Origin of the sequence: Ensifer sp. Root278, from assembly GCF_001429285.1 — a bacterium.
Taxonomy (GTDB): domain Bacteria; phylum Pseudomonadota; class Alphaproteobacteria; order Rhizobiales; family Rhizobiaceae; genus Ensifer.
This window is the reverse complement of the sequence record NZ_LMJJ01000023.1, coordinates 76,953-92,724: the sequence shown is the minus strand read 5'-3', so window position 1 is coordinate 92,724 and position 15,772 is coordinate 76,953. Positions and strand designations below refer to the sequence as shown.

The window sequence follows — 15,772 nt, the reverse complement described above, 5'->3', positions numbered from 1 at the left end:
AAACCAGGGGTGCATCTTGAATTACCATTTCGAATTTGGCTGGCTGCTCGAATATTATCCTCAGATTGGCAAAGGGATAGGCATCACCGCTGAACTGATCGCGGTTGGCGCAGTCGCCGGTATTTCGCTCGGAATCTGCTGCGCCTGGGTGAGGGCGCTTGGTCCGGCCTGGCTAAAGCCGGTGGTCGCAGCCTATGTCGAGCTGATCCGCAACACGCCATTCCTGATCCAGCTTTTCTTCGTCTTCTTCGGCCTCCCATCGTTGGGCCTGCAGCTCAGCGAATTGCAAGCCGCCAATATCGCCATGATCGTCAATCTCGGGGCCTATAGTTGCGAGATTATTCGAGCCGGCATTCAGGCGACGCCAAGGGGCCAGTTTGAAGCTGGCGCCAGTCTCGCCATGACTCGCTTCGAGACCTTTCGACATGTCATTCTGGTGCCGTCGCTTCAGCGCATCTGGCCCGCCCTGTCATCCCAAGTGGTCATCGTCATGCTCGGCTCCGCCGTCGTGTCGCAGATCGCTGCCGAAGACCTGACCTTCGCCGCCAACTTCATCCAGTCGAGAACTTTCCGCGCATTCGAGGCTTACATCGTTTCCACGATCATCTACCTCGCGTTGGCGATCTTGCTTCGCCAAGCGCTGGCGATCATCGGCGGGTTCATTTTCCCACGGAGGACCGCGCGATGATCGAGTTCACCCTTTGGGATATATTGCGCAACCTGCTGCTCGCAACTCGCTGGACGGTCGTCCTTTCGCTCGTCTCTTTCCTGGGCGGTGGCATCGTCGGGCTCGCTTTGCTTTTCCTGCGCATCAGCAAACGCAAATCGCTGCGATCGCTCGCCAAATATTACATTGAGCTGTTTCAGGGCACGCCGCTCCTGATGCAGCTCTTCATCGCCTTCTTCGGGCTCGGCCTATTTGGCATCGACGTACCGGCCTGGCTTGCTGCAGGATTGGCGCTGGTCCTCTGGACCGCGGCCTTCCTGGGCGAAATCTGGCGCGGTTGTGTCGAGGCGGTCGCCAAGGGGCAATGGGAGGCCTCCGCCAGCCTCGGCATGGGCTGGCTGCAACAGATGCGTTACGTCATCCTGCCGCAGGCGATGAAAGTCGCCGTTCCGCCGACCGTCGGCTTTTCGGTGCAGGTCATAAAGGGTACCGCGCTGACCTCGATCATCGGCTTTGTCGAACTGTCGAAGGCCGGCACTGTCGTCACCAACGCCACCTTCCAGCCCTTCACCGTCTACGGCCTCGTGGCCCTCATCTATTTCGCGCTCTGCTGGCCCCTGTCGAAGAGCAGCCAGATCCTCGAAAGGAAGCTCAATGTCGCTCATCGAAATCACTGAAGTCCGCAAGAGTTATGGCGCGACGGAAGTGTTGAAAGGCATCAATCTTGATGTCGCGTCAGGCGAAGTCATTGCCATCATTGGCAAGAGCGGTTCGGGTAAATCGACGCTGCTTCGCTGTATCAATGGCCTTGAGACGATCAACAGAGGCTCGATTTCAGTTGCGGGTGCGCAGCTCCTGGACGACGAGGTGCATCTGAAGGCGCTGCGGTTGAAGGTCGGAATGATCTTTCAACAGTTCAATCTTTTTCCTCATCAGACGGTCGGTGGCAACGTTATGCTGTCGCAGACGGTCGTGAAAAAGACGCCGAAGCCAGAGGCGGAGGCGATCGCCCGCAAGATGCTGGAGCGCGTCGGCCTCGCACACAAGTTCGACGCCTATCCCGACGAGCTTTCAGGCGGGCAGCAGCAGCGCGTGGCAATTGCACGCGCGCTTGCCATGCAGCCGATCGCGCTGCTTTGTGACGAGATCACCTCGGCGCTGGACCCGGAGCTGGTCTCGGAAGTCCTGGCGGTTGTGCGCGAACTTGCCGCCGAGGGCATGACGCTGCTAATGGTGACGCATGAGATGAAATTCGCACGCGACGTCTGCTCGCGGGTCGTGTTCATGCATCAGGGCCGTGTCCACGAAGTCGGGCCGCCGGAAGAGGTTTTCGCCCGTCCGCAGACACCGGAACTGAAACAGTTTCTCGGCCTTCATTGAGAGGCCGAGCCAACCGGGGTCCCGCGTCGCAGCTTGGCGCGGCGGCTAGACGCGCTCCAATGCCACCGCGATCCCCTGGCCGACGCCAATGCACATGGTGGACAGCGAATAGCGCCCGCCGGTTTCGTGCAGCTCCAAGGCCGCCGTGCCGGTGATGCGCGCGCCGGACATGCCGAGCGGATGGCCGAGTGCGATGGCGCCGCCGTTGCGGTTGACGCGCGCATCGTCGTCGGCGATGCCGAGGTCGCGCAGCACGGCAAGGCCCTGCGACGCGAAGGCTTCGTTGAGTTCGATGACGTCGAACTGCGACTGCTTGAGGCCGAGGCGCGCCATCAGCTTCTTCGATGCGGGGGCCGGGCCCATGCCCATGATGCGCGGCGGTACGCCAGCGGTCGCGCCGCCCAGAATGCGAGCGATCGGCCGCAGCCCATATTTCTTAACTGCTGCTTCCGACGCGATGATCAGGGCGGTCGCGCCATCGTTGACGCCGGAGGCATTGCCGGCCGTCACCGTACCGCCTTCCTTCTTGAAAGGCGTGCCAAGCTTGGCGAGCGCCTCCATCGTCGTTGCGCGCGGGTGTTCGTCGCGGTCGACGACGACAGGCTCGCCCTTGCGCTGCGGGATCGTCACCGAGACGATCTCCTTTGCCAGCCGGCCATTGCCTTGAGCGGCAGCAGCCTTCGCCTGGCTGCGGACGGCAAAGGCGTCCTGGTCTTCGCGGCTAACGTGAAAATCCGCCGCGACGTTCTCGCCGGTCTCGGGCATGGAGTCGACGCCGTACTGCTTCTTCATGAGCGGGTTGACGAAACGCCAGCCGATCGTCGTGTCGTAGATCTCGGCGTTGCGCGAGAAGGCGGTATCCGCCTTCGGCATGACGAAGGGTGCGCGCGACATGCTCTCGACGCCGCCGGCGATCATCAACTCGGCTTCGCCCGACTTGATCGCCCGCGCTGCAGCGATCACCGCATCCATACCGGAACCGCAGAGCCGGTTGATCGTCGTGCCGGACACGCCGACCGGCAGGCCGGCGAGCAGCAACGACATGCGCGCGACGTTGCGGTTGTCCTCGCCCGCCTGGTTGGCGCAGCCAAAGATCACGTCATCGACCGCGTCCCAGTCGACATCGGTGTTGCGTTCGAGGAGTGCCTTGAGTGGGATCGCGCCGAGGTCGTCGGCTCGCACCGAGGAGAGTGAACCGCCGAAGCGGCCGATCGGGGTGCGGATGTAGTCGCAGATGAATGCCTCGGCCATTACGCAGCCTCCTTGTCGCCCTGATGCGCCTTCTTGGTGCGGGCATTGATGTCGCGAAGGGTTGTCAATTCCAGTTCCGTCGGCTCTGGCGTCTCGATCACATGCGCGGCGAACTTGATCGCCCAGCCGCAGTTCTCGACGATCTGCTCGCGGGTCACGCCCGGGTGGATCGAAACGACCGTCAGTTCTTTCGTCTCTGGATCCGGTTCCAGGATGCAAAGATCGGTGATGACGCGGGTCGGTCCCTTGGTCTTCATGCCCAGCCGCTCGCGCTGATCGCCGCCCTCGCCATGGCCCATGGAGGTGATGAACGGCAGCTTCTCGACGAAGCCGCGCTTCGACAGTGCCATGGTGATGAAGATGCGGCCGCAATTGGAAGCGATCTCCGGAGCGCCGCCGCCGCCGGGCAGCCGCACCTTCGGATGGTCATAGGGGCCGACGACCGTGGTATTGAGGTTGGCGAACCTGTCGATCTGGGCGCCGCCGAGGAAGCCGGTGGTGATGCGGCCGCCCTGCAGCCAGTAGCGGAACATCTCAGGCACCGAGACAGTGAAAAGTGCCGTGTCACAGAGTTCGCCGTCGCCGATCGAAAGCGGCAGCACGTCCGGCTTGGTTCCGACCGTACCGCTCTCGTAGATCAAGGTGATATCCGGCGCATGCGTCAGCCGCGCGACGTTGCAGGCGGCAGAAGGCGCGCCGATGCCGACAAAGCAGACATCGTCATTGGAGAGCGCCCGCGCGGCAGCGATGGTCATCATTTCGGTGGGGGTGAAGTCGCTCATTCTATCCTCCCTTTAGGCCGCTCTTGCCGGCTTGGTGCCGGCATGCTTGGCGAAGTCTTCCGGCTTGGCGTCGAGCACGTTTTCCTTGATCCATGCGGTGAAGCTGTCGCGGTCGCGGGCGATCTCGTCCCAGCCGATGTAGAAGGCGTTGGAACGCGGGTAGTAGCCGTGCGCATAGGATGGGAAGGCGCCGCCCGGGACTTGGGCAACTGATGTAACCGCCCAGCCCGGGAGCACGAGGGAGTTGGGAGATGGCGGGTTGAGTTCGTCGACGATCTCCTCGACCGTGACGATCGAGCGCTTGGCCGCGAGAACGGCTTCCTTCTGCACGCCGACGATGCCTTCGATCAGCACGTTGCCCTTCCTGTCGGCGCGCTGGGCGTGAATGATCGTCACATCAGGGCGGATCGCCGGCACGGCGGCGAGCACCTCGCCGGTGAAGGGGCAGGTGACCGACTTGATGTTGGGGTTCACTTTCGGCAGGTCGGCGCCGATGTAGCCGCGCAGCGTCGCGAAGGGCAGGTTGGCAGCACCCGCCTCATAGGCGTTGGCCATGGCCGCATGGGAATGTTCCTCGATCTCCAGCGGACGCGGCCACTGGTTTTCGACAGCATCACGGAAGCGGTGTAGCGAGCCGACGCCCGGATTGCCGCCCCAGGAGAACTTCATGCCACGCGCAGCACCGACGCCAATCAATTGGTCGTAGAGAATGTCAGGCGTCATGCGCACGAGATAGAGATCCTTGCGGCCCTGGCGGATCACCTCATGGCCCGCGGCATAGGGGATCAGGTGGGTGAAGCCTTCCATGGCGACGGTGTCGCCATCCCTGACATTGTCGCCGACGGCCTCTGCGAGCGAAACGATCTTCGCCATGTTTCCTCTCTTCGCTGCTGTTTGGTGCGCCTGCGGCCTGTCGGGCGGCGGGGCGGCTTGCTCTCTTCCGCATGCCAATAAGCGCCGATCGAACCGAACCGTCAAATATTTTGTGCGATATTTGACTTTTGTTCGTATATCGCACAAAATGCCGGCGGATAGATCGAGGGATGTCAGATGCGAGAAACGGATTTCGTCAGCGGCTTTGCGCGAGGGCTGACGGTGATCGAAGCCTTCGACGAGACCCGTCCGAAGCTGTCGATCGCCGAGGCGTCGAAGATCACGGGCCTTGACCGGGCGACCGTCAGACGGTCGCTTCTGACGCTCTCCGAGCTCGGCTATGCCGACTACGACGGCAAGTTCTTCGCGCTGACGCCAAAGATCCTGAGATTGGGCCATGCCTATCTCTCGGCGACGCCGCTGCCGACAATCATACAGCCCTACCTCGACCAGCTTTCGGATCGCGCCGGGCAGAGCGCGTCGGCCTCAGTGCTTGATGGTACCGAAATCGTCTATATTGCCCGGGCCTCGCAAAAGCGGGTGATGTCGATCAACCTGACGACTGGTTCGCGTCTACCGGCCTATTGCGCGTCGATGGGGCGGGTGTGGCTGGCGGCACTGCCGGAGCACGAGGCGCGCGAGATCCTGGCGCGTTCGAACCTGAAGGCGAACACGCCCCATACGAAAACCGATCCTGACGATTTGATCGCCGAGCTTCGTCGGGTGCGCGATCAGGGCTATGCCCTCATCGATCAGGAACTGGAACTTGGTCTCTGCTCCATCGCCGTTCCGCTCGAGAACGACCGCGGCCGGATCGTTGCGGCGCTGAACATCGGTGCGCCGGCCGCGCATGTGGCCGCAGCGGAGATGGCGGAGCGTTACCTGCCGCTGCTCAAGGAAACGCAAGCCGCGTTGCGCTTGGTCCTAAGATAGCAACTTCGCGCTCCTGCGCTTGACGTTCTGCAGCGGCGCCCTTCTTATTTCCGCTTGGCGAGTGAATTCGGGCCGGGAGTAAAGATTCATGACCGACGACACGCATCCGCCGGAAACCAAACTCACGACGACGAAGCGACGCTGGGCCGCAGACGGCAAGTTCCTGACCGGACGGATCGCCCGGCCGGAAGACGAACGCCTGCCGCCCGGCCAGCACCTGGTCAAGGATTGGCCGGTGCTCGACCTCGGCCAGCAGCCGATCATTCGGACGGAAAGCTGGCGGCTCGATGTTACCGGCCTTGTCGAGCATTCCTTGTCGCTCGGATGGGCGGCCTTCAAGGCGCTGCCACAAAGCGACAGGCTTTCTGACATGCACTGCGTCACCACCTGGTCGCGCTATGACAACCGCTGGCAGGGTGTCGCGACCCGCGACCTGCTGGATCATGTGATGCCGAAGCCCGAGGCCAGCCACGTCATGCTGACGAGCTATGACGGTTACACTGCCAACCTGCCGCTTGAAGACTTCGCCTCCGAGGACGCGATCCTGGCGACGGACTGGGAGGGGCAGCCGATCAGCCGCACCCATGGCGGACCGATGCGGCTCGTTGTTCCGCATCTCTATCTGTGGAAGAGCGCCAAGTGGCTGACGCGGATTGATTTTCGCGCGGGTGATGCCGCTGGGTTCTGGGAGAAGAATGGCTATCACATGCGTGGCGACCCGTGGCGCGAGGAGCGCTATTCGGACGACTGAGAGCCTGGCCCACCCTTACCTCAATGCTTGGGAGCCATGAGCGACTTCAGTCCTGCCAGCTGGTAGCGCCAGACGAGGTCGATCGCCGCCTGAAAGGACGGTCCGTCCTCATATTGGCCGAGCGTGTCGGCAATGGTGTCGATGGTTGGGGTAAGGCGCGCTCCAGCACGAAGGGCATCAGGGGCGACAGCGCTGCCTCGCCCTGTGTTTCGATCATGTATCGCCACGCAAGCCGGGTCATCTCGCGAAGGACGACGAGCCGCTGCTTGATCCAGAACGCCAGCAGGGCGCGCGCGTGCTCCGAGCCCCGGGCATCTGCCGTCAGTCGATGAATTGCTTCGGGACGTGTCAGGTTGCATCCTGCGGCTTCCCGCAATGCTCGTGTAATCCGCTCCCCCCAAAGTTCGGCAATAACGTTTTCAAACAAGGACGGTTGTCGATGCGGTTGGTCGTCTTGCCGATGTGGATGATGCTGTTCGGCGCGGGTTCGGGGCATGCCGACGACAAAGGGCTGTGGATTGCTGACGATCCGCAACGCACAGCACAGCACCTGTACGATCCCTGTCGTGATGGTCGGCTAAGTGACGGAAAGCCGCGCACTTGTGCCGAGATCAGGCGCATGTACGGCGGCACGAGGTGGGGCGATTGGCCGGATCCGGACCTTAGCCTGGATGCATGTTCGGACGGGCGCGTCAGCGATGGCCGCCCGCGCACATGCCGCGAGTTGCTGGAATGGATGGAGCGTAATTGATGATTTCAGAGCGCAGCTGCGCCCTTTCGAAGGCCAGGTATCTGCTAAAGCGAATACTGCGATATCTGTCCTGGCCTTTGGTGTTCTTCTCTGGACTGTTGGGTTCTTATTTTGCCTTCGCAAGCACCCACCCGATGATCGCCTTCGCGACGGTCTATGCCGCCGCGGTCTTTGTCCTGTTCCTTCTCGAACGCTACATCCCCTACGAGCGACGCTGGTTGTTGTCGGATGGCGAGACGGTAAACGACATCGGGCATACGCTGGCGACGAAGGGGTTGCTGCAACTGGCCGGGTTGATCGCCGCCGTCTTCCCCATGTACGCCGCCAACATTCTGCAGCCGCTTGCCGCGCTGAAGTTTGGATTGTGGCCCTCGGATTGGCCAATGGTGGTTCAGGTGGCGTTGGCAGTGGTGACAGCCGAACTGGGACTCTACTGGGCGCACCGCATTGCCCATGAAAAACTGTTCTTCTGGCGGTTCCACGCGCTGCACCACAGTGTCGTCCGGCTCTGGGTCATCAATACCGGCCGCTTCCACGTTGCCGATTCGCTCTTCAAGCTCGCGATGAGCCAGATCCCGCTCTATTGCCTCGGTGCGCCGCTCCACGTTTTCTGGTGGCTTGGGGCCGTTACGGCCTTCATGGGCATCCTCACCCATTGCAACGTCGATATGCGCACCGGCATTTTCGATCTCGTCTTCAGCACGCCGCGCCTTCATCGCTGGCATCATTCGAAAGACCTTCGCGAAGGCAACATGAACTACGGCGAGAACGTCGTGATCTGGGATTTGATCTTCAGGACCTACTACAACCCCAACCGTCCATCCTCGATTGATATCGGCATCAAGGGACAGATCGCACCGGGATTTCTAAAGCAACTGGCTCAGCCCTTCACCAAAGAAGGTGTCCGCCAAATTCTCGGCCGCCCAAGCCGAGGCTCGTGATGGCGAGGATGCCGTACCCGATCATCCGACCGGGTACGGCATTGAACGACTAGGAGGCAAAGGCCGGTTTGCGTGCGCCGATCCTTAAGACGTAGTAGATTGCCCCACCGATCGCGACGCCGAAAAACCAGCCGTAGGTCCCCCACCAGGCCGGCAGGATGTTCGTGAACGTCGGCAGGATCGACGAAAACATCGCCCCAATCGCAAAGGCGATGAAGGCGCTGCCGTGCCAGCCGCCCTGGAAGCGGAATTCGCCATTCTCGTGGTAAAGCGCCTCGACATCGAGCTGGCCCCTGCGGATGAGATAATAATCAACCATCATCACCCCGAAGATCGGCCCCATCGTCGAGCCGATGAAGTTGACGAAATGTGCCGCACCCGTTTCCCACGGCGCGAAGGGATAAAGGATGAGGGCAATCAGGGCGGCGATGTAGCCGCCGCGTTTGAAGTTGATCTGCCGCGGGAAGACATTGGCGAAGTCAAAGGCCGGGGACACGAAGTTTGCCACGACGTTGATGCCGAGGGTCGCGACCGCAAAGGTGAGCGCTGCGAGCAGAGCCAGGAACCAGCTGTCGAACTTCGCCGAAATCTGGTCCGGATGCAGCAGCACTTCGCCATAGACGGCAAAGGCCGCCGTCGTCGTCACGCCGGCGACCAGGCAGAAGGCGAGCAGGTTGATCGGCAGGCCCCAGAGATTGCCCTTGCGCAGCGTCTTGACATCCGTCGCGTAGCGCGAGAAGTCGCAGAAGTTCAGGTAGAGCGCGGCGAAATAGGTGATCCAGGTGGCAGCGACCGCCGCGAGTGCCGGGAAGGTGCCTGGTTCCCAGGGAACGCCCGCGTCCTTGGTCTTCTCGATGAGGACGTCGCGCGGGATTTCCGAGCCGAAGGAGAAGGTTCCCGATTTGACGACGAGATAGACGGCGAGGATCAGCATCATGACCCAGACCGCAGGGCCTGCCCAGTCCTGGAATTTGCGAACGGTCTCCATGCCGCGCTGGATGATCAGCAGCTGCAGCGACCAGACGACGACGTAGCAGATGACCTCAAGCGTCGAATGGCCGAGCATGTGGCTGTTCTGGTGGAAGACCAGCATGCCTTCGTTGCGGATGAGAAGGGCGACGATTGCGCCGGACGCGGCGGCCGTCTGTGCGCCGTACCAGAAGCAGGCGACGACCGCGCGTACGAGTGCCGGGACGTTGGCGCCGAACGTGCCGAAGGAGGCGCGCGCGAGCACGGGGAAGGGCACGCCGGTGCGCACGCCCGCATTTCCGACGAGGCTCATCAGGAAGAAGATCACCAGCGATCCGATGCCGATCGCGATGACGAAGTTCACGAAGCTGCCGCAGAGCAGAAACAGGCTTGCTGCGAGGTAATAGCCCCACAGGCTATGCACGTCGGATGTCCACACATTGAAGATGCTGAAAGCGCCCCACCGGCGTTCCTCGGCCGGTGCCAGATCCTCGTTATACAACGAGGGCGACGGATCGCGTACTGCCATGTCTTCCTCCGTATATCCTCCGGGTCCCCCTCGGACCCGAGTATTGATTCTGCTCCTGTTTTGAGTCGTTGCAAAAATCTTTTTGACCGTGGGAAGGCGAGCGGGCCTATGGCGACCAGCGGTGGGCCACGCGGCCCCTGCCAACGTCGATGAAGACGCTATCGCTGCGAGTGATTTTGTATATCCCGTTGACATATCCCGCAACCGATACCATCTTGGATATACGTAAAGCATATCCCGGAGATAGAGATGTCGGAGCAAGGCGCTGTTTTCCTCAGCAATCGTAGTCAGGCGATCCGGCTGCCGAAGGCCGTCGCGCTTCCAGAGGATGTCAAACGCGTCGATATCGTCGCGGTGGGGCGAACGCGGATCATTGCGCCCGCAGGCGAAGCCTGGGACAGTTGGTTCGATGGCGAGTCCGTAACGACCGATTTCATGACAGAGAGAGAGCAGCCGGCGCCACAGGAGCGCGAGGCTCTCTGATGCTGAAATATATGCTCGACACCAATATCTGTATTTTTACGGTGAAGAACCGGCCACAGCAGGTTCGCGAGGCGTTCAACAGGCACCACGGCCAACTGTGCATCAGCTCGATCAGTCTCATGGAGTTGATCTATGGCGCGGAAAGATCCGCCATGCCCGAGCGCAACCTTTCCGTCATAGAAGGCTTTTCTGCGCGTCTTGAGGTCCTCAACTACGATCAGGCAGCAGCGACCCATACAGGCCAGTTGCGCGCCGAACTCGCGCGCAGTGGGACGCCGATAGGCCCTTACGATCAATTGATTGCCGGTCACGCGCGATCGCAGGGCCTGATACTGGTGACAAACAACAGGCGGGAATTCGATCGTGTGCCCGGTCTCCGGGTCGAGGATTGGACGACCGCTCCTTAATCCCAGCGTCTATTGCGTCGGCGGTGCTTCTATGCGCCGAGCCTTTCCCGCTCAGCCATGCGCCAGGCGCGCGGTGTCATGCCCGTCTGGCGCAGGAAGAAGCGGGAGAAGTAGGCGGGATCGGCAAAGCCGAGGCGGAAGCTGATTTCCTGCACGCTGGCCCTGGTGAAAACGAGTTCGCGCCTCGCTTCGCCGATGAGCTTTCGCGAGATCATCTCGTGGGCGCTGAGCCCCATGATGATACGCGTTATCCGGTTCAGATGCGTCAGCGACAGGCCGAGTTCGCGGGCATAGGCGGCGGCCGGCCGATGCGAGCGGTGGTGCTGCTGCAAAAGAGCCTGGAAGCGCTGGACCCGCTGTTCGTTTTCGCTATCGGCTGTATCGTCTCGGCTGTCGCTTGCCTCGTCGAGACGTGCCGCCAGCGTCAGCACGGAGGTAAGGTAGGCATCCAGCAGGTCGGTGCGATTGCTGCGGTTGGTTTCCCATTCCCCGGCCAGACGCGTGAGGGTTGCTGCGACATAGGCCGCATCCTCGCGGCCATCGAGCCGGGTCAGATGCGGGGTCGCAAGAAAGGAGCCGAGACGACTGCGTTCCCCGGGAGTTGTCTTCAGATGCGACGCCAGGATGGTGAAGACGAAGCCGTCGATGTCGCGCGAGAAGCGGAAGCCGTGGCTGAGGGCTGGCGGAACGGTGATAACCATAGGCGGCTCGATCGTGTGCACCGCGTTGCCAAAGACCGCGTCGCCGGAGCCGCCGGCAATGTACAAGATCTGAAAGAAGCTTTCGTGGCGGTGCAGCCCGATCTCCCAGTGGTAGAGGCTGCTTCGTGACGGAATAGTCTCGCAATGCAGCCAGAAATCCGGCCGTTCGCCGGTCCGTTCGCCGTAAAGCTCATAGGTCGGAACCGTCTTCTTCATATCACGTTCCCTGAAGTCATGTTCGATTTGTGCAATTTCATGGCGGATTTGTCCATTGAGAGCGAAGCCCGCTCGGCGCAGATTTTGTCAAAAGACAATTCTGGAGGAGAGCATGCGAACCAAGGTCGTCATCATCGGGTCAGGCCCATCAGGGCTCTTGCTTGGGCAATTGCTGACGGAAGCCAGCATCGACAACGTCATTCTCGACCGCGTCAGCCAGGATTACATCCTTGGCCGCGTGCGCGCCGGCGTGCTTGAGGAAGGCACGGTCGGATTGATGGATCGCGCCAGGGCCGGCGCGCGGATGCACAAGGAGGGGCTGCCGCATGACGGTTTCTCGCTTGCCTTCGACGGCCGCGACCACCGCATCGATCTGTTGCATCTGACCGGCGGCAAGCGCGTCATGGTCTATGGCCAGACGGAACTGACGCGCGATCTGATGGAGCATCGCGAGCACTCCGGGGCGACGACGATCTATGAAGCTGCCAATGTCGAACCGCATGATTTCGACAGCCATCAACCCTACGTCACCTTTGAGAAGGATGGTGCGACCCGGCGTATCGATTGCGACTTCATCGCCGGCTGCGACGGCTTTCACGGTGTCAGCCGCAAGTCAGTTCCCGAAACGGCCCTGCACACCTTCGAAAAGGTCTATCCTTTCGGCTGGCTCGGCATCCTCGCCGACGTGCCGCCGGTCGATCACGAACTCATCTACGCCAACCATCCGCGTGGTTTCGCACTGTGCTCGATGCGCTCTCAGACGCGCAGCCGCTACTACATTCAATGCTCGCTGAACGAAAAGATCGAGGACTGGTCCGACGAGCGCTTCTGGGACGAGCTGCGCCGGCGGCTGCCGCAGCATCATGCCGAGGCGATGGTGACCGGACCGTCCTTCGAGAAGTCGATCGCGCCGCTCCGATCCTTCGTCGCCGAGCCGATGCGCTTCGGCCGGCTTTTCCTGGTCGGCGATGCCGCCCACATCGTGCCGCCAACCGGGGCGAAAGGGCTGAATCTTGCCGCCAGCGACGTGCACTATCTCTTCGAGGGACTGCTTGAACACTATCAGGATCGCTCGAATGCCGGCGTCGATGCCTATTCGGCACGGGCGCTCGCGCGTGTCTGGAAGGCGGTGCGTTTCTCCTGGTGGATGACGACGATGCTGCATCGTTTCCCGGATACCGGCGATTTCGACCAGCGCATCCAGGAGGCCGAACTCGACTACCTGACCCATTCGGTCGCCGCCGAGACGGCGCTGGCGGAGAACTATGTCGGGCTGCCGTTCTGACGCTTCGCCGCGCGGTCAGTTCCATTCATTCCGGAGCAGGCCGTAGATCGCCGTGTCCCATCTGACGTCACCGACCTTGGCCGACGACCGGCGCACACCTTCCTCGCGAAAGCCGAGGCTGCGGTAGGTGCGGATCGCCGCCTCGTTGAAGGTGTAGACGTTGAGCTCCAGCCGCTCGAAAGCGGGATCGGCGAAGAAGCGCTCGGTCACCTCACGGAGAAACGGCCGGGCGAGGCCGCGGCCGCGCATGCGCGGATTAATGGCAACCCGGCTGAGGCGGCCGACCCCGTTCTGCCAATCGAGCGCCACCTGCGCATGGCCGGCGAACTTGCCGTCGACCAGGCCGGCGAACATGGAGCGCGCGGGCTCGATAGCCGTTGTCTCTGCGAGCATCGCCTCGAGCTGTGCGGCCTCCAGTGGAAACGAGAGGCCGGGGCCGCCCCATTGCACTAGCGCTTCGAGGTTCGAAAACCAGTCGAGCATTTCGGGAATGTGCTTTTGGGAAAAGGCTTCAACGAGGAGGGGAGCGGTTGGCATGGGATCACCAGTCTGTCGGAACCCGCAATCTCGGTCGCTGGCCGGGGCTTGTAAAGCCGCGAATTCCCGGCATGCGCCCTCAGAGTTTGGTGGCGACGATGGTCGCTGCCTCGCGAATGGTCTGCATCAGGATCGAGAGAGCCAGTGACGGTGCCGCGTCGGCGCGCATGGTAAGGCCGACGGGCCCCCTCGTCTCGCTGGTGTCGATCGGCAGGATCGCGATCGTTCCGTCGTCGACGTCGCTGGCGACGACGCCGGCGGAGATGATCCAGATCGCGTCGCTCGCCCGGACGAAGGCGCGGCCGAAGGCATCGGACACGGTTTCGATCTGGTTCGGCAGGCTGGCGATGCCGTTGGTGATCAGGAAACGCTCGACGAAGGGGCGGATAATCGAGGCGCGCGTCGGCATCAGTACAGGGAAATCTGCGAGCCGCGCAAACGTGGAATGCGAGCCCGCAAGCAGCGGATGGCCGGCCCGGACGGCAAAGACAACCTGTTCGGAATAGAGGTGCTCGAAGGAGAAGCCGGCCATCTTCTCCGGTGCCGCAAGCCGCCCGACGACCAGATCGAGATCGCCGACGCGCAGCTGTTCGAGAAGGACAGCGTTTTCGCCGGTGACGATCTTGATGCGCGCGCCGGTATCCTCCTGGAGGAAAAGCGTCATGGCGTGCGGCATGATCCGGGTCGACACTGTCGGCAGCGCTCCGACCCGCACCGGTACACCGTCGCCGGCGCGTTCCTGCGACACGGAATCGAGCCCTTGCCGCAGCGCCGTCAGCGCTGCGCCGGCGTGGCGCAGGAAGACCTCGCCGTAACGTGTTATCTTGATACCGCGCCCATCGCGCTCGAAAACCGCGACGCCAAGTACCTCTTCCAGCTCGCGGATCGTCTTGGTCACGGCCGGCTGGCTGACATGCAGCAGCTCCGCCGCCTTCATCACGCTCTTCTGCCGGGAGACCTCGACAAAAGTCTGCAGATGGCGAAACTTAACCCGGGCGTCGACCATGGAATTCATAACCCTCAAGTTAATGAAATGCCATGAAATATCATTTTACCTAACCAGATTAAATATCCAATTTGGTGATGGAGGACAGAGCCCGTGCAGTTTGCCCGCATCAACGACATCACGATCCACTATCAGGTGATCGGCGCGACCGGCGACCGGCCGGTGCTGGTTTTTGCCAATTCGCTCGGCACGGATTTTCGCATCTGGCGCGACGTCGTCGTCCGGCTCGCCGGCGACTATGCCATCGTCCTCTATGACAAGCGCGGCCATGGCCTTTCCGATATCGGGCCGATCCCTTACGCGATCGAGGATCACGCCAACGACCTGGCCGGTCTGCTCGACATGCTCTCCGTCAAGCAGGCGATCGTCTGCGGCCTATCGGTCGGTGGGTTGATCGCGCAGTCGCTCTATCAGCGGCGGCCCGATCTCGTGCGTGCGCTGGTTCTTTGCGACACGGCGCACAAGATCGGCACCACCGAGATGTGGGCGGCACGTATCGCGGCCATCGAGGAACATGGCATTGAGGGGATCGCCGACGGCGTGCTTGAGCGCTGGTTCACGCCGGCCTTCCGCCGGCCGGAAAACACCGCCTATGCCGGCTATCGCAACATGCTGGTGCGCCAGCCGGTAACCGGCTACGTCGCCACCTGCGCCGCCATCCGCGATGCCGACTATACCGAGGCGGCTGCCCGCATCGCGGTGCCGACACTCTGCGTCGTCGGCGACCAGGACGGTTCGACGCCGCCCGATGTCGTGCTTGCGACCGCTCGTCTCATTCCCGGCGCGCGCTACGAAGTCATCCGCGACGCCGGCCACATTCCTTGCGTCGAAAACCCGGAGGCTTTGACCGCGGTGCTTCGCGCCTTCTTCGAAATCGCAATGCATGGAGACAAGCCGCATGAGTGACGCCTTCACGCCCTCGGACCGTTATCGCCAGGGCATGGCCACGCGCCGGGCCGTTCTGGGCGACAATCATGTGGACCGGACCCAGTCGGCTTCCACCGATTTCGATCGCCCGTTTCAGGATCTGATCACTGAGGCCGCTTGGGGCCACGTCTGGTCGCGGCCGACCTGGACGAAGCGGGAGCGTTCGATTGTGACGATCGCGCTGCTCGCAGCCCTTGGTCAGGATGACGAGGTGGCCATGCATGTGCGCGCGACCGTCAACACGGGCGCCAGCCGCGACGATATCTGCGAGGCGCTGCTGCATGTGGCGATCTATGCCGGCGTGCCGGCGGCCAATCACGCGATCAAGATCGCCAAGCAGGTCTTTGCCGAGATCGATGCCGGCAAGGCTGCCTGACGGGGGA

The 15,772-nt window shown here is 62.1% G+C and carries 20 protein-coding genes; 12 read left to right on the top strand and 8 right to left on the bottom strand.

All coding sequences use genetic code 11. From position 1 onward, the window contains the following. Positions 1-16 precede the first annotated feature (16 nt). Genes ASE60_RS16935 through ASE60_RS16925 form a run of 3 tightly spaced genes read left to right on the top strand, consistent with a single transcriptional unit; the run spans position 17 to position 2,047 of the window. Entirely contained in the window at positions 17-688 is a 672-nt protein-coding gene (locus tag ASE60_RS16935) for an amino acid ABC transporter permease (RefSeq protein WP_057251714.1), read from the top strand. Further along, complete coding sequence (locus tag ASE60_RS16930; RefSeq protein WP_057251713.1) at positions 685-1,344, top strand: amino acid ABC transporter permease; 660 nt, start codon at positions 685-687, stop codon at positions 1,342-1,344. The genes ASE60_RS16935 and ASE60_RS16930 overlap by 4 nt, the downstream gene beginning before the upstream one ends. Further along, positions 1,322-2,047: an amino acid ABC transporter ATP-binding protein gene (locus tag ASE60_RS16925; protein WP_057251712.1), complete on the top strand. Its 726-nt coding sequence runs from the start codon at positions 1,322-1,324 to the stop codon at positions 2,045-2,047. Before ASE60_RS16930 ends, ASE60_RS16925 begins: the two co-directional genes overlap by 23 nt. Before the next feature lie 45 nt (positions 2,048-2,092). Here the strand turns inward: ASE60_RS16925 and pcaF are convergent, their stop codons facing one another. The 3 genes from pcaF to ASE60_RS16910 are packed head-to-tail and all read right to left on the bottom strand — an operon-like array spanning position 2,093 to position 4,953. Next, on the bottom strand, positions 2,093-3,298 hold the full coding sequence (pcaF, locus tag ASE60_RS16920) for a 3-oxoadipyl-CoA thiolase (protein ID WP_057251711.1): 1,206 nt from the start codon (positions 3,296-3,298) through the stop codon (positions 2,093-2,095). Continuing rightward, entirely contained in the window at positions 3,298-4,080 is a 783-nt protein-coding gene (locus ASE60_RS16915) for a CoA-transferase subunit beta (protein ID WP_057251710.1), read from the bottom strand. The genes pcaF and ASE60_RS16915 overlap by 1 nt, the downstream gene beginning before the upstream one ends. Positions 4,081-4,092: 12 nt before the next feature. Beyond that, complete coding sequence (locus ASE60_RS16910; protein WP_057251709.1) at positions 4,093-4,953, bottom strand: CoA transferase subunit A; 861 nt, start codon at positions 4,951-4,953, stop codon at positions 4,093-4,095. A gap of 177 nt (positions 4,954-5,130) precedes the next feature. Between ASE60_RS16910 and ASE60_RS16905 the strand changes: the two genes are divergently transcribed. After that, on the top strand, positions 5,131-5,886 hold the full coding sequence (locus ASE60_RS16905; RefSeq protein ID WP_057251708.1) for an IclR family transcriptional regulator: 756 nt from the start codon (positions 5,131-5,133) through the stop codon (positions 5,884-5,886). Positions 5,887-5,974: 88 nt separating this feature from the next. Further along, complete coding sequence (locus ASE60_RS16900; protein ID WP_057251707.1) at positions 5,975-6,637, top strand: sulfite oxidase-like oxidoreductase; 663 nt, start codon at positions 5,975-5,977, stop codon at positions 6,635-6,637. A 20-nt stretch (positions 6,638-6,657) separates the two neighbouring features. Here the strand turns inward: ASE60_RS16900 and ASE60_RS34645 are convergent, their stop codons facing one another. Further along, on the bottom strand, positions 6,658-6,864 hold the full coding sequence (locus ASE60_RS34645; RefSeq protein ID WP_156414669.1) for a hypothetical protein: 207 nt from the start codon (positions 6,862-6,864) through the stop codon (positions 6,658-6,660). Between the two features lie 212 nt (positions 6,865-7,076). Between ASE60_RS34645 and ASE60_RS16895 the strand changes: the two genes are divergently transcribed. Next, complete coding sequence (locus ASE60_RS16895) at positions 7,077-7,388, top strand: hypothetical protein (RefSeq protein ID WP_057251706.1); 312 nt, start codon at positions 7,077-7,079, stop codon at positions 7,386-7,388. After that, complete coding sequence (locus tag ASE60_RS16890) at positions 7,388-8,329, top strand: sterol desaturase family protein (protein WP_057251705.1); 942 nt, start codon at positions 7,388-7,390, stop codon at positions 8,327-8,329. The genes ASE60_RS16895 and ASE60_RS16890 overlap by 1 nt, the downstream gene beginning before the upstream one ends. A gap of 49 nt (positions 8,330-8,378) precedes the next feature. Here ASE60_RS16890 and ASE60_RS16885 read toward each other — a convergent pair whose 3' ends face one another. Further along, complete coding sequence (locus tag ASE60_RS16885; RefSeq protein WP_057251704.1) at positions 8,379-9,827, bottom strand: NCS1 family nucleobase:cation symporter-1; 1,449 nt, start codon at positions 9,825-9,827, stop codon at positions 8,379-8,381. Positions 9,828-10,076: 249 nt separating this feature from the next. On the opposite strand from ASE60_RS16885, the gene vapB reads away from it, so the two are divergent. Both vapB and vapC read left to right on the top strand, forming a co-directional pair. Then, entirely contained in the window at positions 10,077-10,310 is a 234-nt protein-coding gene (vapB, locus tag ASE60_RS16880; protein WP_057251703.1) for a type II toxin-antitoxin system VapB family antitoxin, read from the top strand. Beyond that, positions 10,310-10,717, top strand: a complete 408-nt coding sequence (gene vapC, locus ASE60_RS16875) for a tRNA(fMet)-specific endonuclease VapC (RefSeq protein WP_057251702.1) — start codon at positions 10,310-10,312, stop codon at positions 10,715-10,717. Before vapB ends, vapC begins: the two co-directional genes overlap by 1 nt. A 29-nt stretch (positions 10,718-10,746) precedes the next feature. On the opposite strand, the gene ASE60_RS16870 is transcribed toward vapC, so the two are convergent. After that, positions 10,747-11,634 (bottom strand): helix-turn-helix domain-containing protein, encoded by an 888-nt coding sequence (locus tag ASE60_RS16870; protein ID WP_057251701.1) that lies wholly within the window; start codon positions 11,632-11,634, stop codon positions 10,747-10,749. Between the two features lie 112 nt (positions 11,635-11,746). On the opposite strand from ASE60_RS16870, the gene pobA reads away from it, so the two are divergent. Then, positions 11,747-12,919: a 4-hydroxybenzoate 3-monooxygenase gene (gene pobA / locus ASE60_RS16865; RefSeq protein ID WP_057251700.1), complete on the top strand. Its 1,173-nt coding sequence runs from the start codon at positions 11,747-11,749 to the stop codon at positions 12,917-12,919. A 15-nt stretch (positions 12,920-12,934) separates the two neighbouring features. Here pobA and ASE60_RS16860 read toward each other — a convergent pair whose 3' ends face one another. Together ASE60_RS16860 and pcaQ are read right to left on the bottom strand one after the other, a co-directional pair. After that, entirely contained in the window at positions 12,935-13,456 is a 522-nt protein-coding gene (locus ASE60_RS16860; protein WP_057251699.1) for a GNAT family protein, read from the bottom strand. Between the two features lie 79 nt (positions 13,457-13,535). Next, on the bottom strand, positions 13,536-14,462 hold the full coding sequence (gene pcaQ / locus ASE60_RS16855) for a pca operon transcription factor PcaQ (protein ID WP_057252091.1): 927 nt from the start codon (positions 14,460-14,462) through the stop codon (positions 13,536-13,538). 93 nt (positions 14,463-14,555) lie between these two features. Between pcaQ and pcaD the strand changes: the two genes are divergently transcribed. Both pcaD and pcaC read left to right on the top strand, forming a co-directional pair. Then, positions 14,556-15,368, top strand: coding sequence for a 3-oxoadipate enol-lactonase (gene pcaD, locus ASE60_RS16850; RefSeq protein WP_057251698.1), 813 nt, complete (start codon positions 14,556-14,558; stop codon positions 15,366-15,368). Continuing rightward, a complete protein-coding gene (pcaC, locus tag ASE60_RS16845) occupies positions 15,361-15,765 on the top strand; it encodes a 4-carboxymuconolactone decarboxylase (protein ID WP_057251697.1) in 405 nt (134 codons plus the stop codon). Before pcaD ends, pcaC begins: the two co-directional genes overlap by 8 nt. Positions 15,766-15,772 lie beyond the last annotated feature (7 nt).

Excerpts from the sequence above, each read along its gene's own strand:
- ASE60_RS16930 (WP_057251713.1), top strand. The coding sequence starts at position 685 with ATGATCGAGTTCACCCTTTGGGATATATTGCGCAACCTGCTGCTCGCA.
- ASE60_RS16925 (WP_057251712.1), top strand. The coding sequence starts at position 1,322 with ATGTCGCTCATCGAAATCACTGAAGTCCGCAAGAGTTATGGCGCGACG.
- pcaF (WP_057251711.1), bottom strand. The coding sequence starts at position 3,298 with ATGGCCGAGGCATTCATCTGCGACTACATCCGCACCCCGATCGGCCGC.
- ASE60_RS16915 (WP_057251710.1), bottom strand. The coding sequence starts at position 4,080 with ATGAGCGACTTCACCCCCACCGAAATGATGACCATCGCTGCCGCGCGG.
- ASE60_RS16910 (WP_057251709.1), bottom strand. The coding sequence starts at position 4,953 with ATGGCGAAGATCGTTTCGCTCGCAGAGGCCGTCGGCGACAATGTCAGG.
- ASE60_RS16905 (WP_057251708.1), top strand. The coding sequence starts at position 5,131 with ATGCGAGAAACGGATTTCGTCAGCGGCTTTGCGCGAGGGCTGACGGTG.
- ASE60_RS16900 (WP_057251707.1), top strand. The coding sequence starts at position 5,975 with ATGACCGACGACACGCATCCGCCGGAAACCAAACTCACGACGACGAAG.
- ASE60_RS16895 (WP_057251706.1), top strand. The coding sequence starts at position 7,077 with ATGCGGTTGGTCGTCTTGCCGATGTGGATGATGCTGTTCGGCGCGGGT.
- ASE60_RS16890 (WP_057251705.1), top strand. The coding sequence starts at position 7,388 with ATGATTTCAGAGCGCAGCTGCGCCCTTTCGAAGGCCAGGTATCTGCTA.
- ASE60_RS16885 (WP_057251704.1), bottom strand. The coding sequence starts at position 9,827 with ATGGCAGTACGCGATCCGTCGCCCTCGTTGTATAACGAGGATCTGGCA.
- vapB (WP_057251703.1), top strand. The coding sequence starts at position 10,077 with ATGTCGGAGCAAGGCGCTGTTTTCCTCAGCAATCGTAGTCAGGCGATC.
- vapC (WP_057251702.1), top strand. The coding sequence starts at position 10,310 with ATGCTGAAATATATGCTCGACACCAATATCTGTATTTTTACGGTGAAG.
- ASE60_RS16870 (WP_057251701.1), bottom strand. The coding sequence starts at position 11,634 with ATGAAGAAGACGGTTCCGACCTATGAGCTTTACGGCGAACGGACCGGC.
- pobA (WP_057251700.1), top strand. The coding sequence starts at position 11,747 with ATGCGAACCAAGGTCGTCATCATCGGGTCAGGCCCATCAGGGCTCTTG.
- ASE60_RS16860 (WP_057251699.1), bottom strand. The coding sequence starts at position 13,456 with ATGCCAACCGCTCCCCTCCTCGTTGAAGCCTTTTCCCAAAAGCACATT.
- pcaQ (WP_057252091.1), bottom strand. The coding sequence starts at position 14,462 with ATGGTCGACGCCCGGGTTAAGTTTCGCCATCTGCAGACTTTTGTCGAG.
- pcaC (WP_057251697.1), top strand. The coding sequence starts at position 15,361 with ATGAGTGACGCCTTCACGCCCTCGGACCGTTATCGCCAGGGCATGGCC.